General features: G+C 74.4%; 15 protein-coding genes. 7 read left to right on the forward strand and 8 right to left on the reverse strand.

All coding sequences use genetic code 11. From position 1 onward, the window contains the following. The first annotated feature begins 89 nt into the window (after positions 1-89). Genes BJ961_RS13675 through mnhG form a run of 6 tightly spaced genes read left to right on the forward strand, consistent with a single transcriptional unit; the run spans position 90 to position 6,738 of the window. Positions 90-2,993 (forward strand): Na+/H+ antiporter subunit A, encoded by a 2,904-nt coding sequence (locus tag BJ961_RS13675; protein ID WP_271321576.1) that lies wholly within the window; start codon positions 90-92, stop codon positions 2,991-2,993. After that, complete coding sequence (locus BJ961_RS13680; RefSeq protein WP_271321577.1) at positions 2,990-3,754, forward strand: Na(+)/H(+) antiporter subunit C; 765 nt, start codon at positions 2,990-2,992, stop codon at positions 3,752-3,754. Before BJ961_RS13675 ends, BJ961_RS13680 begins: the two co-directional genes overlap by 4 nt. Next, positions 3,751-5,463, forward strand: coding sequence for a Na+/H+ antiporter subunit D (locus BJ961_RS13685; protein WP_271321578.1), 1,713 nt, complete (start codon positions 3,751-3,753; stop codon positions 5,461-5,463). The genes BJ961_RS13680 and BJ961_RS13685 overlap by 4 nt, the downstream gene beginning before the upstream one ends. After that, complete coding sequence (locus BJ961_RS13690; RefSeq protein WP_271321579.1) at positions 5,460-6,059, forward strand: Na+/H+ antiporter subunit E; 600 nt, start codon at positions 5,460-5,462, stop codon at positions 6,057-6,059. The genes BJ961_RS13685 and BJ961_RS13690 overlap by 4 nt, the downstream gene beginning before the upstream one ends. A gap of 23 nt (positions 6,060-6,082) precedes the next feature. Beyond that, positions 6,083-6,370 carry a monovalent cation/H+ antiporter complex subunit F gene (locus BJ961_RS13695; RefSeq protein ID WP_271417044.1) on the forward strand — a complete coding sequence of 96 codons (288 nt, stop codon included), beginning with the start codon at positions 6,083-6,085 and terminating at the stop codon, positions 6,368-6,370. Then, positions 6,367-6,738 carry a monovalent cation/H(+) antiporter subunit G gene (mnhG, locus tag BJ961_RS13700; protein WP_271321580.1) on the forward strand — a complete coding sequence of 124 codons (372 nt, stop codon included), beginning with the start codon at positions 6,367-6,369 and terminating at the stop codon, positions 6,736-6,738. The genes BJ961_RS13695 and mnhG overlap by 4 nt, the downstream gene beginning before the upstream one ends. A 28-nt stretch (positions 6,739-6,766) precedes the next feature. On the opposite strand, the gene BJ961_RS13705 is transcribed toward mnhG, so the two are convergent. The 8 genes from BJ961_RS13705 to BJ961_RS13740 form a co-directional block, all read right to left on the reverse strand. Continuing rightward, positions 6,767-7,294 (reverse strand): NUDIX hydrolase family protein, encoded by a 528-nt coding sequence (locus tag BJ961_RS13705; RefSeq protein WP_271417045.1) that lies wholly within the window; start codon positions 7,292-7,294, stop codon positions 6,767-6,769. A 79-nt stretch (positions 7,295-7,373) separates the two neighbouring features. Continuing rightward, on the reverse strand, positions 7,374-8,522 hold the full coding sequence (locus tag BJ961_RS13710; protein ID WP_271321581.1) for an amidohydrolase family protein: 1,149 nt from the start codon (positions 8,520-8,522) through the stop codon (positions 7,374-7,376). A gap of 1 nt (position 8,523) precedes the next feature. Then, positions 8,524-9,924 (reverse strand): type I glutamate--ammonia ligase, encoded by a 1,401-nt coding sequence (locus tag BJ961_RS13715; RefSeq protein ID WP_271321582.1) that lies wholly within the window; start codon positions 9,922-9,924, stop codon positions 8,524-8,526. Positions 9,925-10,036: 112 nt separating this feature from the next. Continuing rightward, the gene (locus BJ961_RS13720; RefSeq protein WP_271321583.1) at positions 10,037-10,882 is read right to left on the reverse strand and encodes a hypothetical protein; all 846 of its coding nucleotides are present in this window, start codon (positions 10,880-10,882) and stop codon (positions 10,037-10,039) included. Between the two features lie 128 nt (positions 10,883-11,010). Next, positions 11,011-11,685: an HhH-GDP family DNA glycosylase gene (locus BJ961_RS13725; RefSeq protein WP_271321584.1), complete on the reverse strand. Its 675-nt coding sequence runs from the start codon at positions 11,683-11,685 to the stop codon at positions 11,011-11,013. Between the two features lie 2 nt (positions 11,686-11,687). Beyond that, a complete protein-coding gene (locus BJ961_RS13730; RefSeq protein WP_271321585.1) occupies positions 11,688-12,020 on the reverse strand; it encodes a DUF3140 domain-containing protein in 333 nt (110 codons plus the stop codon). Beyond that, a complete protein-coding gene (locus BJ961_RS13735; RefSeq protein ID WP_271321586.1) occupies positions 11,966-12,286 on the reverse strand; it encodes a WhiB family transcriptional regulator in 321 nt (106 codons plus the stop codon). Before BJ961_RS13735 ends, BJ961_RS13730 begins: the two co-directional genes overlap by 55 nt. A gap of 68 nt (positions 12,287-12,354) precedes the next feature. Continuing rightward, positions 12,355-13,164, reverse strand: a complete 810-nt coding sequence (locus tag BJ961_RS13740; RefSeq protein ID WP_271321587.1) for an alpha/beta hydrolase — start codon at positions 13,162-13,164, stop codon at positions 12,355-12,357. A gap of 192 nt (positions 13,165-13,356) precedes the next feature. Here BJ961_RS13740 and BJ961_RS13745 point away from each other — a divergent pair, with 192 nt between their 5' ends. Continuing rightward, positions 13,357-14,544: a thiolase family protein gene (locus tag BJ961_RS13745; protein WP_271321588.1), complete on the forward strand. Its 1,188-nt coding sequence runs from the start codon at positions 13,357-13,359 to the stop codon at positions 14,542-14,544. Positions 14,545-14,548 lie beyond the last annotated feature (4 nt).

Here is a 14,548-nt window from a genome sequence, read left to right on the forward strand (position 1 = left end):
GTTTCGGAGAGATCCGAAACCGCCCCTCGATTGTTCTCCCTGCGGCGTGCCTGGGCGCCGAGGCGAGATGCCCGATATATCACTGTCGGGTGTCCGTGCTCATCCTCTGCCACTTCGCGCTCGCGGCCTGCGCCGCGCCGCTGGTGCGAGGGCTGGGCACCCGCGCCTTCCTCGTGCTGGCCCTGCCGCCCGCCGCGGCGACCGTCTGGGCGGCCACCCGGTGGAGCACGACGGCCGCGGGCGGCGCCGACACCACCGTCTGGCGCTGGCTGCCCGCCTACCACGTGGACTGGGCCCTGAGACTGGACGCCCTGGCCGAACTCATGGTGCTGCTCGCGGCGGGCGTGGGCACCCTCGTCCTGGTCTACTGCGCCTCCTACTTCGACGACCGTTCGCGGCAGCTCGGCCGCTTCGCCGGGAACCTCCTCGCCTTCGCCGGGGCGATGCTCGGGCTCGTCCTGGCCGACGACCTCGTCCTGCTCTACATCTTCTGGGAACTGACGACGGTCTTCTCCTACCTGCTGATCGGCCAGACCAGCGACCACAAGCGGAACCGGCGCAGCGCCCTGCAAGCCCTCACGGTCACCGCGCTCGGCGGACTGACCATGCTCGTCGGCCTCCTCCTCCTGGGCCACGAGGCGGGCACCTACCGCGTCTCGGCGATCCTCGCCGACCCGCCGCCCCCGTCGGCGGCGCTGTCCACGGCGATCGTGCTGATCCTCGTCGGCGCGCTGTCCAAGTCCGCGATCTGGCCCTTCAGCCTCTGGCTGCCCAACGCCATGGCCGCTCCCACCCCCGTCAGCGCCTACCTGCACGCCGCCGCGATGGTCAAGGCCGGCGTCTACCTGATCGCCCGGCTCGCCCCCGCCTTCGCCGAGGTCACGCCCTGGCGCCCGCTGCTGCTCGTCCTCGGCTCCGCGACGATGCTGCTCGGCGGCTGGCGGGCGCTCAGGATGAACGACCTCAAACTCGTCCTCGCCTACGGCACCGTCAGCCAGCTCGGCTTCCTCGCCGTCCTCGCCGGAGCGGGCGGCCACGACACCGGCCTCGCCGCCACCGCCATGATCCTCGGGCACGCCCTGTTCAAGGCGCCGCTCTTCCTCGTCACCGGCATCGTCGACCACGCCACCGGCACCCGTGACCTGCGTAAACTCTCCGGTCTCGGACGCCGGCTGCCCGCCGTGTGCGCGGTCGCCGTGATCGCCGGGGCGTCCATGGCGGCCGTACCGCCCCTGCTCGGCTTCGCCGCCAAGGAGGCCGCCTTCCAAGCCCTCCTGGACGGCGGCACCGGCGACCGCTGGGCGCTCGCCGCGACCGTCGTCGGCTCGGCCCTGACCACCGCCTACACCCTGCGCTACCTGTGGGGCGCCTTCGCCCGCAAGCCCGGCCTCCCCGACACCGGCGCGCACCCCGTCCCGGCGGCCTTCCTCGCACCGCCCGCCGTGCTCGCCCTGGCCTGCCTCGTCCTCGGCCCCGGCGTGCCCTGGCTCCAGGGCCTCCTCGGCACCTACGCCGAACAGTTCCCCGCGCCCGCCCACCCGTACCACCTGGCGCTCTGGCACGGCGCCGGTCCCGCGCTCGGCCTGTCCGGCGCGGCCTGGGCCGGCGGGGTACTGCTCTTCCTCGCCGCGGGCCCCGTCCAGCGGGTCGGCCAGGTGATCGCCTGGCGCTCCGCGGACCGGGTCTTCGGACGGCTGCTGCTCGCCCTGGAGCGCACCGCCCTGCAGTGCACCGGACTCGTACAGCGCGGCTCGCTGTCGGTGTACCTGGTGACGACCATGAGCGTGGTCCTCGCCGGGCAGATCGCCGTGCTCGTCGCGGACGAACCCTGGACCGGCGTCCCCGCCCCACGGCTGTGGGACCACCCCGCCCAGGCCGGTGTCGCCCTGCTGACCTGCGCCGTGGCCCTGCTCTGCCTGGGCGTGCGGCGCCGGATGAAGGCCGTCGTCTTCGCCGGCCTCACCGGATACGGCACCGCGCTGCTCTTCGTCGCGCAGGGCGCTCCCGACCTCGCGCTGACCCAGTTCTGCGTGGAGACCGTCTCCATGATCGTCTTCGTGCTGGTGCTGCGCCGGATGCCGGTGCACTTCGAGGAGAACTACAGCCGGTGGCGTCGCCTGCTGCGGATGCCGGTGGCGCTCGCGGGCGGCGCCGCCGTCGCCGTCGTCCTGTGGATCATGGCGGGGCACCGCCGGGCCGACAGCGCGGGAGCGGCGATGGTGGAGGAGACCGCGCACCACGGGCTGAAGGACGTCGTCGCGACGATCCTCGTCGACCTGCGGGCCTGGGACACGATGGGGGAGTCGGCGGTACTCGCCGCCGCCGCGATCGGCGTCACCAGCCTCATCTACCTGCACCGCCGCACCGACGGCGCCGAACAGCCCGTACTGCCGCTGCCCGGCGACCACCCGCACGCCGGCCTGCGCACCGCCTGGCCTGCGACGCCCTACGAGTCGGCGGGCCTGCCCAGCGGCGACGAGAGCGCGCCGGAGCGGACCTGGCTCGCCGCCAGCGCCACGCTCGCCCCGGAGCGCCGCTCCCTCGTCCTCGAGGTGGTCGCGCGCCTCATCTTCCACCCCGTCCTCGTCCTCTCCGTCTACCTGCTGCTGTGCGCGGAGAACCTGCCGGGCGGCGGCTTCGTCGCGGGCCTGACCGCCGGCGTCGCCTTCATCGCCCGCTACCTGGCCGGCGGGCGGCACGAACTCGCCGACGCCGTGCGCTTCAAACCGGGCCTGTTCACCGGCCTCGGCCTGTTCCTGTCCACCGGGGTCGCGCTGGGCGGCCTCGGCGAGGGCACCGTGCTGCACGGCTGGACCTGGCACGGCCACCTGCCCGTGTGGGGCGACGTCCACCTGTCCACCGCCGTCTTCTTCGACTGCGGGGTCTACCTCCTCGTCCTCGGCGTGGTCCTGGACATCGTGCGGGCCCTCGGCGCCCGCATCGACCGCCAGATCGAACGGGCCGCCCCCCGACCGGAGGCGGGCCGCGCATGACCGTGAGCCTCTCCCTGCTGGTGGCCGCCGCCGTCCTCAACGCCGTCGGCGCCACCCTGCTGCTGACCCGGTCCCTGACCCGGATCCTGCTCGGCGCCGTCGTCCTCGGCAACGGCGTCAACCTCCTGGTCCTGGCCTCCACCGGCAGCGCGGGCGACGCGCCGCTGCTCTACGCGCACATCATCCGCAACCGCGTCACCGACCCGCTGCCCCAGGCCATCGCGCTGACCGCGATCGTCATCACCCTCGCCACCACCGCGTTCCTGCTCGCCATGGCCTACCGCAGCCACCAGGTCACCGGCTCCGACGAGATCAGCGACGACACCGAGGACCGGATGGTCGCCCTGCGCGCCGAGTTCCTCGACCGGCGCGGCGAACTCCGCGACCGCTACCGCGAGGCCCGCGCCGGGGACGGCGGCGCCGACGCCGAGCAGCGCGCCCGCTACCGCGCCGCCCGCAAACGGCTGCGCCGGCGGGTCCGCCAGGAACGCGCCTACCAGGCCCGCGCCAACGACGTCTCCGGGAACCTCTGGAACGACATCCTCGGCGCCGACCCCGAGGACTACCGGGAGGGCCGGGAACTGGGCTCCACCGACGCCGCGGGCCGCCCGGGACCGGCCCCGGCCCGGATCGCCGGACCCTCCAACGACCCCGAGGAGACCGGCCGCGAGCCCGACTCCCGCCCCGGCGAGGACTCCGGCCACCCGCCGCCCGACCAGCCCGACGACCCCGAGGGCGCCGGCACGGAAGGAACCAGGTGAACGCGCTCGTCCCGCTCCCCGTCCTGCTGCCCCTGTGCGTCACCGGCCTCAAGCTGGCCATCGGGCCCCGCCTCCACCGGCTCCAGCGCTTCATCAGCCTCGCCGTGCTCGGCGCGGTCCTGGTGCTCTCCGTGCTGCTCATGGTGGCCGCCGACCGGCACGGCCCGCTCAGCGTGCACCTCGGCGACTTCGCACCGCCGGTCGGCATCACCCTCGTCGCCGACCGGCTGGCGGGCCTGATGCTCACCGTGTCCAGCGCCGTCACCCTGCTCGTCCTCGTGTACTCGCTGGGCCAGGGCATGGCCGACCGCGACGACCAGGCGCCGGTCGGCGTCTTCCACCCCGCCTACCTCATCCTCGTGGCCGGCGTCTCCTGCACCTTCCTCGCCGGAGACCTCGTCAACCTCTACGTCGGCTTCGAGATCATGCTCGTCGCGAGCTTCGTCCTGCTCACCATCGGCGGCACCGCGACCCGGATCCGCGCCGGATCGACGTACGTGATCATCTCGCTGTTCTCCTCCGTGCTCTTCCTGGTCGCCATCGCCATGACCTACGCGGTCGCGGGCACCGTCAACTTCGCCCAGCTCGCCCTGCGGCTGCAGGAGGTACCGCTCGGGGTGCGCACCCTGCTGGAGGCCATGCTGCTGACGGTCTTCGCGATCAAGGCGGCGGTGTTCCCGCTCGCGGCCTGGCTGCCCGACTCCTACCCGACCGCGCCCGCCCCGGTCACCGCGGTCTTCGCCGGACTGCTGACCAAGGTCGGCATCTACTCGATGCTGCGCACCCAGACCCTGCTCTTCCCCGGCCACCGCCTCGGCGACCTGCTGATGCTCGCCGCCCTCGCCTCCATGGTCGTCGGCATCCTCGGCGCCGTCGCCCAGACCGACCTGAAACGGGTCCTGTCCTTCACCCTCATCAGCCACATCGGCTACATGGTCTTCGGCATCGCGCTCGCCGGGCGCGGCTCCCTCAGCGGCGCGATCGTGTACGTGGCCCACCACATCACCGTGCAGACCACCCTGTTCCTCGTCGCCGGGCTCATCGAGCGGCGCGACGGCACCACGGAACTCACCCGCCTCGGCGGCCTGGCCAGGGCCGCGCCGCTGCTCGCCGTGCTGTTCTTCGTCCCCGCCATGAACCTCGCCGGCATCCCGCCGCTGTCCGGGTTCATCGGCAAGCTCGGCCTGATGCGGGCCGGTATCGAGGCCGGCGGCGGCTGGGCCTGGGCGCTCGTCGCCGGGTCGGCGGCCACCAGCCTGCTCACCCTCTACGTCATGGCGAAGGTCTGGAACCTCGCGTTCTGGCGCGACGCACCGCCCGGCGCCGAGGAGGAGGGCGTCGTACTGGAGTCCGCAGAGGACGACGAACCCGGCGACGACGAGGAGGACGGCGAGGAGGGGAGGCCGACCGGCCCGGGGAACAGCGGCACGGGCCGGGGCAGCGGCACCGGCCCGCGAAGGGACACCGGAGCCGGGACCGGGGGCGGGCTGCCGGTACCCGCGGGAGCCGTCGTCGCCGCGGGCTTCCTGGGGCAGTCCATCACCACCACCAAACGGCTGCCCTGGCCCATGCTGGCCGCCACCGGCGTCGCCGTCGCCCTCGGCCTGTCCTACACCGTGCTCGGCGGCCCCCTCACCACCTTCACCCAGGCCGCCGCCACCGAACTCCTCGCCCGCACCCCCTACATCGAGGCGGTGCTCGGCCGGTGAGCAACCTCTTCCGCGACCGTTCCCCCTACAGCTGGTCCTTCCGCGTGGGCCGCGGCCGGCGCGTCCTCGACCTGCCGCTCGTGGGCTGGCTGACCGTCATCTGGATCCTGCTGTGGGGCACCCCCTCCTGGGCCAACCTCGTCAACGGCGTCCTCGTCGCCGTCTGCCTGTGCCTGGCCTTCCCGCTGCCCGCCGTGGACCTCGGCCTGCGGCTGCGCCCCCTGGGCATGCTGCGCCTGGGCACCTACCTGCTGTACGACATGTTCTCCTCCAGCGTCGAGGTCACCCGGCAGATCTTCGCCAAGGGCCCCTACCACGCGGCGGTCGTGGCCGTCCCGCTGCGGGTGCGCAGCGACCTCATGCTCACGGCCACCGCAGTCGCCGTCTCCAACGTCCCCGGCGGCTCCGTGATCGAGCTGCGCCGGGCGACGGCCACCCTGTTCCTGCACGTCCTCGACGCCGCCAACCCCGGCGAGATCGAGGGCGCCCAGCAGCGGGTGTGGCGCATGGAGGAACTCGTCGCCCGCGCCTTCGGCACCGCCGAGGACATCGCGGACGCCGCCCGCCCCGTACCGGAAGGTGACCCCTCGCCGTGACCCCGCACGCCGTCGAAGACGCCATGCTGATCGCCTCGCTCGTGATGATCCTCGCCGCCGGCGCACTGCTGTTGTACCGGATCTGGTACGGCCCCTCGATGCTGGACCGCGCCGTCTCCCTGGACGTGACCGCGGCGCTCATCATCGCCGGCATCGGCGTCAAGGCCGCCCACGACCGCGACTCCTTCTACTTCCCCGTGATGCTGGTGCTCGCCTTCCTCGGGTTCACCGGCTCGGTGGGCATCGCCCGCTTCATCGCCGTACGCGACCGGCCCTCCGTGCGGGCGGACGGCAAGCAGGACCACCGGTGAACGCCTGGGCGGACGCCGCCGACCTGGCCGGGGCGGTCCTGATGCTCCTCGGCTGCCTCCAGTGCCTGCTCGGGGTGATCGGCATGCTGCGCTTCCCCGACGTGCTCTCCCGCAGCCACGCCGCCACCAAACCGCAGACCCTCGGGATGCTCCTCGTCCTGGTCGGGGTGGGGCTGAGGCTGCGCCACGGCACCGACGTGGGCACCCTCGCGCTGATCGCCTTCTTCCAGTTCCTCACCAGCCCGGTCGCCTCCCACCTGGTGGCCCGCTCCGCCTACCGCACCGGGCAGACGGGGTCCCGGGGCCTGCTCCGCGACGACCTGGACCCGCAGCTGAGCGACGAGGGCGGCGCCGGGGAGCAGCCGTAGCTCCGAACGGGCCGTCACCGGGCGGGGGTCAGCCCACGCAGCCCACGTGCGCGAGCGCCTGCCTGAGCAGCACCCCGTGCCCGCCCGGCATCTCGCTCCGCACCGCCTCGGACAGGGCTTCGCGCGGATCGAACCAGACCAGGTCGAGCGCGTCCTGCCGGGGCCGGCAGTCACCGGTCACCGGCACCACGTAGGCGAGGGACACCGCGTGCTGCCGGGGGTCGTGGTACGGCGTGACCCCGTACGTGGGGAAGTACTCGGCCACCGTGAACGGCTGGAGCGAGGACGGCACCCGGGGCAGCGCCACCGGCCCGAGGTCCTTCTCCAGATGACGCAGCAGGGCGTCGCGCACCCGCTCGTGGTGCAGCACCCGGCCGGAGACCAGCGTCCGGCTGACCGTCCCGTCGGGCCCGATGCGCAGGAGCAGGCCGACGCTGGTGACTTCGCCGCTGTCGTCGACGCGCACGGGCACCGCCTCGACGTACAGGATCGGCATGCGGGCGCGTGCCATCTCCAGGTCGTCCGTCGTCAGCCAGCCCGGCGTGGTTTCGGTCATGTCAGACATCGCTTGATCATACTTTCAGCCGTTCGTGGTCCCGGGCGGCGCTCCGGGACTGTGACCCGTCCCACGCCGCTCAGCCGTCGTCCATCGGGCCGCCGGGCAGCCGGTAGACCCGGCGGGCGTTGTCACGCCCCGCCCGGTCCGCGAGGCGCAGCGCGTCCGGCAGGGACAGTTCGTCGGCGTCCAGCCGCTCCTGCAACAGCCCGGCCAGCCCCTCGCGGAAGGCCAGCGCCCCCAGGTGGTGGAACTCGGCCACCCCGTAGGCGTCGGAACTGTGCAGCAGCTTGCGGAACGGAGTGATCTCCAGCGCCTCCGCGAGGATCGCGCCCGCCCGGGCCGGGCCGACGTGGTGCAGGGTGAGCCCCACGTCCAGGTACACGCGCTCGAAGACCGCGGACAGGTAGGCCGCCTGGCGCTGGTAGGGCCAGCAGTGCAGCAGCAGGACCGGGATCGTGCCGGCGGTCAGGTGCAGCCAGTCGGTCAGCAGAGCGGGGTCCACCCGGTGCAGGCGGATGTCGCCGTCACCGAACCCGGTGTGCAGTTGCAGGGGCCGCCCGAGGTCCACGGCCGTCCACAGCAGGTGCCGCGCGAGCACCGGGTCGTCGAGCCGTCCCCCGCCGCGCGCGAGCCAGCGCCCGGCGGCCTCCGTGACCTCGGGGGGCGAGGGCCGGGCCGGGTCCAGGTCGAAGCCGGTGCGGTAGGCCGCGACCGACTTGACGCCCACCACGCCCGGCCGCCGCACCGCCTCCCAGGCGGCGGTGCGGAACGCCTCCGCGTACGCGTCCGGCTCGACACCGCCCGCCGCCACCGTCTCCGCGACCCCCTCCAGCCGCACCACCTCGTACGCCGCCGCGCCGGCCGCCTCCGCCAGCTCGGCCGGACCCGTCACCGGGTGCGGGGCGTACCCCGTGTCCACGCAGAACACGCCGGTGCCCGCGGCCCGCAGGAACCGCCGGTTGACCTCGGCGGCGCCCAGCTCCGCTCGTCGGGCCACGTACACGTCCGGCGGCGCGTGGCGCGGCAGGTCCAGCAGGGGCGCGCAGTGGCGGCGCACGGCGAGACCGACGGGACTGTCGAAGGGGGACACGCCCGGCCAGGCCTCGCCCTCGGTGAGCAGGGCCTCGAAGCCCGCACGGTCCAGGTCGTCGGTGACCGCGCCGTGGCAGTGGTGGTCCACCAGCTCCAGCGCGGCGAGCCGCTCGTGCACGGGCCCCGCGGCCACCTCAGTACTTCCAGCGGTAGGCCGCCGCCACGCCGTCGTCGTCCAGCCCCTCGGCCACCCCGGCCTCGCCCAGCCGTACCGCGATCACCGCGTCGGCCAGCACCGGTCCCAGCGCGGTCCGGAGCACGCCGTCCGCGCGGAACGCCGCCACCGACTCCGCGAGCGAGACCGGCAGCCGCCGCACACCCCGGGCCGCCGCGTCGGCGGGGTCGAGCCGGGCCGGGTCGCCGGTGATCTCCTCGGGCAGCGGCGTCGACGAGACGAGCCCGTCCAGGCCGGCGGCGATCACCGAGGCGAGGGCGAGGTACGGGTTGGCGGCCAGGTCGACCGGCTTCACCTCCAGATTCGCCGCCCGGTCGTGGATCCCGGCGGTGCCGGTGACGATCCGCAGGGCGGCCTCGCGGGTCTCGCGGCCCCAGGCGGTGAACACCCCGGCCCACTGCGAGGGCCGCAGCCGCAGTCCGCTGGCCGGGCTCGGCGCGGTCAGCGCCGTGAGCGCCGGGAGGTGGCCGAGCACCCCGGCCACGAAGGACTCGGCCTCGGTGGTCATGCCGTACCGGCCGGCCCCGCCCGCGTGCAGGTTCGTCCCGTCGCGCCAGGCGGAGAGGTGGAGGTGCCCGCCGTTGCCGACGCCCTGCCCGAGGACCGCCGGGGCGAAGGAGACGCGCAGCCCGTGGCGCCGTGCCACGGCCCGGATCGTCTGCCGCACCAGCACGCTCCGGTCGGCCGCCGCCACCGGGTCGAGCGCGCCCACCGAGATCTCGAACTGCCCCGCCGCGTACTCGGGATGCAGCTGCTCCACGTCCACGCCCTGCGCGGCGAGCGCCGCCAGCAGGTCGGCGGCGCAGTCGCTCAGCCCGATCTGCCGGGCGGCCCCGTACGCCGGTCCGGACACCGCCGGGACGAAGGCGTCGCCGTCCGCGTTGCCCCGGCTCACCACCCACTCGATCTCGACGGCGGCCCTGAACGTGATGCCGTGCCGCTCGGCGGCCTCGGCGACGGTCCGGCGCAGGACGGTGCGCCCGCACGCCGTGTGCGGTACGCCCTCCTGGGTGATCCGGTCGACCGGCGCCCACGCCCAGCCGGGCTGCGCCGCCAGTACGGTCAGCCGGTCGAGGTCGGGGTAGAGGCGCAGGTCGCCGTCGGGGGAGCCGAGGACGTCGGTGGTGACGATCGAGTCGTCGGCCAGGAAGGTGTCGAACACCGGCGACATGCCGACGCCCCAGGCGGCGGCCGCGGCGAGCTTCGCGGTGGGCACGGTCTTCACCCGGGCGATCCCCGCCGTGTCGACGTAGGCCAGTACGACGCCGTGCACGTCCCGCCCGGCCAGCTCGCCGCTCAGCGCGGTGGCCCGCTCGACCTCGCCGGGGCGCCCGCCGGGCACGGGATCGCACTCGCTCACGTCTCGGCTCCTTCGCGCCTGCGCCGTCCGTCGCGCACCATTGTGCCGTTCGGTGATCACGCTGTCCGGGTTTCGCCGGATGTGCGCACGACGCGGTGGCGGCCGCCCGGGGTCAGTCCAGGTCGCCGGGCTGCGGCGAGGGGGTCTTGCCGTCCAGGACGGTCTTCAGGCGCTCGGTGCCCTGGCGTACGCCCTGTTCGACGGAGGAGGTCTGACCGCCGTCCGTGCCGCCGCCCGTGAGGGTGAGGGCGGAGGTGCCGACGCGTACGGCGGCGATGTCCAGGGTGAGCGTGACCGGGGTGGCGTCGGCGGTGCCCTGCACCGTCACGTGCAGGCCCTCGCGGGCGTCGCCCACGTCGGGCACCGAGGCCTCGGTCACCTGGACCGTGCGCTTCTCGCCCCCGGAGCCGGTCGCGGTGAACTCGTCGCACGTCTGCGGCAGGGTGTCCATCCACTTCAGGCGGGCGTCCAGGCCGGCGCGGTCGTAACCGGCGACCTGCTCCAGCAGACGGGCGTCGCCCTGCTCGAACCCGGCGAGGGCCGACGGCCCGGAGGGCTCGCCCAGCAGGTCGTCTCCGTAGAGGGCGTCCAGCAGCGCCTGGCAGTCCGTCGCCTTGGACTTCGCGGTGAGGAAGTCGGCCACGTCGACCTCGCCGACGAGCAGTCGGTCGCGCCACTTGTCCGCGTCCTGGACCCGGTTCCAGCCGTCCTCCAGGTCGGCCTCGGTGAGCAGCGCGGCCTTGGCGCCGGACTCCGTGAGGGTGCCGGGGGAGGCGCTGGGCGAGCCGCTCGGAGTCTGCTCCGCCGCGTTCCGCTCGGCGATCCCGGCCTGTTCGGCGGCGGTGTCCGAGGCGCCCTGCGACCCGCCGCCGTCCGAGCAGGCCGCTGTGGTCAGCAGCGCGCCCGCCGCCAGGGCGGAGGCCAGGAGACGGGCGGGGTGGGACGGACGACGGCTCATCGCGGGATGCCTCCAGGGACGGGAAACGGTGTCCTCAGCGCATCACCGGGGCCGGGGGCGCACCAGCGCAGGGAGCTGATCGGGTGAGGGGGTGCGGCCATGGGGACCAGTCGTTCCCCAGGTGCCGGTCAGCCGTCGGATCGGTCGCCGGGTCGGTCCGCGCGGTCGAGGGTGTCCTCGGCCACGTCCTTGTCGACCGCCGCGCGCACCAGCGCGGCCGCGAGGACGGCGGGCTCCGCTCTCCCGGCCAGGGCGACGAGCCGGTCGGGTGCCGCGGGCAGGCCGAGGCGTTCCGCGCCCCGGAGGGCCTTGCGGTCCAGGTAGGGAGCCGCCTCGGGCCAGACGAGCTGGGCCTCGCGCAGGAAGATGTCCGCGCCGGTCGGACCCACCCCGGGGAACTCCTGGAGCAGCCGGCGTACTTCGGGCACCTCGCCGTCCGCCTCCTCGCGCAGCCGGCGCAGGTCGCCGCCCCACCGCTCGGTCAGCAGCCCGGCGCCGTCGCCGAGTTGGGTGGCGGTGCGCTCGTCGTAGCGCCGGTAGCCGCCGCGGCCCAGCGCGTCCACCCGCTCCTGCCAGTCGGCGCCGGCCATGCGGCGCGGGTCGCGCAGCCCCGCCTCGCCGAGGGCACGGGCGGCGGCGACCGCGATGGACGCGCTGATGCGGGCGCTCAGCAGGTGCGCGAGGACCAGCAGCCGGTACAGCGGCTGCGGGGTGTCCTTGAGCCGGATGCCCGCCTCCTCGGCGTACGTCTGCCCGTGGGCGTCGACGAGAGCGCGCACGACCCGGCGTTGGTCGCGGCCCACGGCTACGGTTTCAGCGGGTCGTGACCGACCGTCATGAGCCGGTGCCTGAGCGCCGTGTCGTCGGCCCTCGGCTCGTTCTCCGGGTCGGTCCGCGAGGCCACGGTGTCCACGACCTCGCGCATGGCGCGCAGGTCGTCCTCCGTCAGGTCCGTGCGCCGCTTCTGCAGGATCGCGAGGACGTGCCGGCCGAGGGGCGGCCCGGCGTCGTCCGGCAGTGGTTCGGTCAGCTCACCGGAGTCGCGCACCCGGAGCCAGTCCGCGAGTTCCGCGGAGGTCATGTTCACCGCGCGGTGGAAGTCCTCCCACAGCGCGTCGAGTTCGAGGGCGTCGGCCATGAGGTGTCCCTCATTTCGTCGTGCGTACGTGCGTGCGGCGTGGTCGGCCGGAGCAGGGCGGCGCGCTCCGCCTCGTCGGTGCCGCCCCACACCCCCGACGTCTGCCCCGACTCCAGGGCGAACGCCAGGCACTCGGGCGTCACCCCGCATCCGGCGCAGACGCGCTTGGCGGCGGCCGTGTCCCGCAGGGCGGGCCCGGCGGTGCCCACCGGGAAGAACAGATCGGGGTCCTCATCCACGCAGGCGGCGCGGCGCAACCACTCCATGGGGGCGCGGGTGCCCCTGGGGCACAGGGGCAAACGCCCGGCGGAATCCGGCCGGGCGTCACGCGGGATCAGCGGGCGAGCACGTCGTCCAGGAAGCGCGTGACGTCCGCGAAGACCTCCGCCCGGTTCGTCTCGTTGAAGAGTTCGTGCCGGGCGCCCGGGTAGATCCGCTCGGTCAGGTCCCCGCCGCTCAGCGGCTCGACGCCGACGCGGCTGCCGGGCAGCGGCACCAGCCGGTCGTCGTCCCCGTGCACCCACAGCAGCGGAAGCGGACCGACGTCACCGCTCCCGGCCACGGTCTCCAGCGTCCGTACGAACGCCTCCAGCGTCGGCCGCTTCATCGGCCCGTGCCAGACCAGCGGGTCCGCCGCGTACGCCGCTCCGACCGCCGGGTCGCGGGAGAGCGAGGCCGGGCTGATCGGGGTGTCGGGGATCTCATCGAGGGCGAGCAGCCGGCGCGGCAGCTCCCAGTCGCCGATGACGGGGCCCGACAGCACCAGGGCCGTCAGCTCGCCGGGGTGGCGCTGGGCGTAGCGGGAGGCGATGAGACCGCCCATCGAGTGTCCGACCATGACGACCGGCAGGCCGGGGTGGGCGGCCCGGGCCAGCTCCGCCACGGCGTGCAGGTCGGTGACCACGTCCTCGAAGTCCTCGATCACCACCCGTTCGCCGTCCGAGCGCCCGTGCCCGGTGTGGTCCGGCGCGTAGACGGCCGCGCCGTGGCCGGTGAGGACGCCGGCCACCTCTTCGTAGCGGCCGGCGTGCTCGCCGTATCCGTGGACCAGCAGCGCGACGTAGCGGGGACGCCCGGCCGGCCACTCGCGGACGGTGATCCGTCCGCGCGTTCCGGTCAGGGTGTGCTCGCGGGACTCGGCCATGTCTCCTCCGGCTGCGTCGGTGACGGTCGTCCGGAGGATCTTCCCAGGACGCCGGTCGGCGGTCTATAGTCGAAAACTAGCAGTGCTAATTAAGTGGTAGCGCTCATCAGGTCGTAGTGCTCATCAAGGTGTGGTCGGCGCGGCGGCGGTGCGCCGTCCGGTGGCCGCGCGACGACGGTCAGGAGTTCCCTCGTGCGTCCCGTCCACTTCGCGGCCGCCCGCCGCACCCCGATCGGCAAGCTGCGCGGCTCCCTGTCGACCGTACGGCCCGACGACCTCGCCGCCGCGGTGATCCGGGGCCTGGTCGCCGAGGTCCCCGCGCTCGACCCCGCCCGGATCGACGACGTGTACTGGGGCGCCGCCAACCAGGCAGGCGAGGACAACCGCAACGTCGCCCGGATGGCCGCCCTGCTCGCCGGCCTGCCCGAGACCGTGCCCGGCGCCACCGTGAACCGGCTGTGCGCCTCCGGCCTCGAGGCCGTCACCACCGCCGCCCGCACCATCGCCGCCGGAGAGGCCGACGTGGTGCTCGCGGGCGGCTCCGAGTCCATGAGTCGTGCCCCCTTCGTGCTGCCCCGCCCCGACGAGGCACTGCCGCACCGCATCGAGACGGCCGACACCCGGCTCGGCTGGCGCCTGGTCAACCCGGCGATGAAGGACCTGCACGGCCTGCTGGCCATGGGGGAGACCGCCGAGGAGGTCGCCGAGCGGTACGGCGTCCCGCGCGAGCGCCAGGACGCGTTCGCCCTGCGCAGCCACCGCCTGGCCGCCGAGGCACGCAGGAACGGTCACTTCGCCGACGAGATCCTCCCCGTCGAGCGCCCCGACGGCGTGGTCGTCGACACCGACGAGTGCGTCCGCGAGGACACGTCCCTGGAGAAGCTGGGCCGCCTGAAGCCCGTCTTCCGCCCCGGCGGCACGGTCACCGCGGGCAACGCCTCCCCGATGAACGACGGCGCCGCTGGCCTCCTCCTGGTCAGCGAGGAGGCCCTGAACGACCTCGGTCTCGAATCCCTCGGCCGCTACGTCGCGGGCGGCTCGGCGGGTGTCCACCCGGACGTCATGGGCATCGGCCCGGTCCCCGCCACCCGCAAGGTCCTCGCCCGGGCCGGCTGGAGCGTCGGCGACCTCGCGGAGGCCGAGTTCAACGAGGCGTTCGCCGCCCAGGCCCTCGCCTGCGTCGACCGGCTCGGCATCGACCCCGCCCTGGTCAACCCCACCGGCGGCGCCATCGCGCTGGGCCACCCGCTCGGCTGCTCCGGCGCCCGCATCCTCACCACCCTGCTCCACCGCATGCGCCGCACGGGAGCCGCCCGCGGGCTGGCCACCATGTGCGTGGGCGTGGGCCAGGGAAGCGCGGTCCTCGTCGAACGCCACTAGGCCC

It is taken from the genome of Streptomyces lienomycini, from assembly GCF_027947595.1.
Classification (GTDB): Bacteria; Actinomycetota; Actinomycetes; order Streptomycetales; family Streptomycetaceae; genus Streptomyces; species Streptomyces lienomycini.